The following is a 237-nucleotide window of genomic DNA, read 5'->3' as shown; positions in this document are numbered from 1 at the left end:
CCCGCCTTTAACAAGGACACCGTTTTTCGCACCATTCCCGATACCCGCCACGTTTGATACCGGGGCGCCAATAACAAGGGCTCCGGGACAGGCAATTACTAGAAAGGTAATTGCTAAATGTAGGTCTCTTGTCAGCACAAAGACAATGATCGATAAAAGGACAACAGCCGGCGTGTAAATACCGGAAAATTTATCAAGAAACTTCTCTGTTTTTGACTTTGATTCCTGTGCTTCTTC

Annotated in this window: 1 pseudogene; it reads right to left on the bottom strand. The window is 45.6% G+C overall.

The annotated features are described in order from the left end of the window. A pseudogene (locus tag RYX56_RS25155) lies at window positions 1–237 on the bottom strand (P-type ATPase actuator domain-containing protein); the annotation flags it as partial.

This window comes from Alkalihalophilus lindianensis (assembly GCF_032843265.1).
Taxonomy (GTDB): domain Bacteria; phylum Bacillota; class Bacilli; order Bacillales; family Bacillaceae_D; genus Alkalihalophilus; species Alkalihalophilus lindianensis.
The sequence above is the reverse complement of the archived record's forward strand: the minus strand, read 5'-3'. Positions and strand labels throughout refer to the sequence as shown.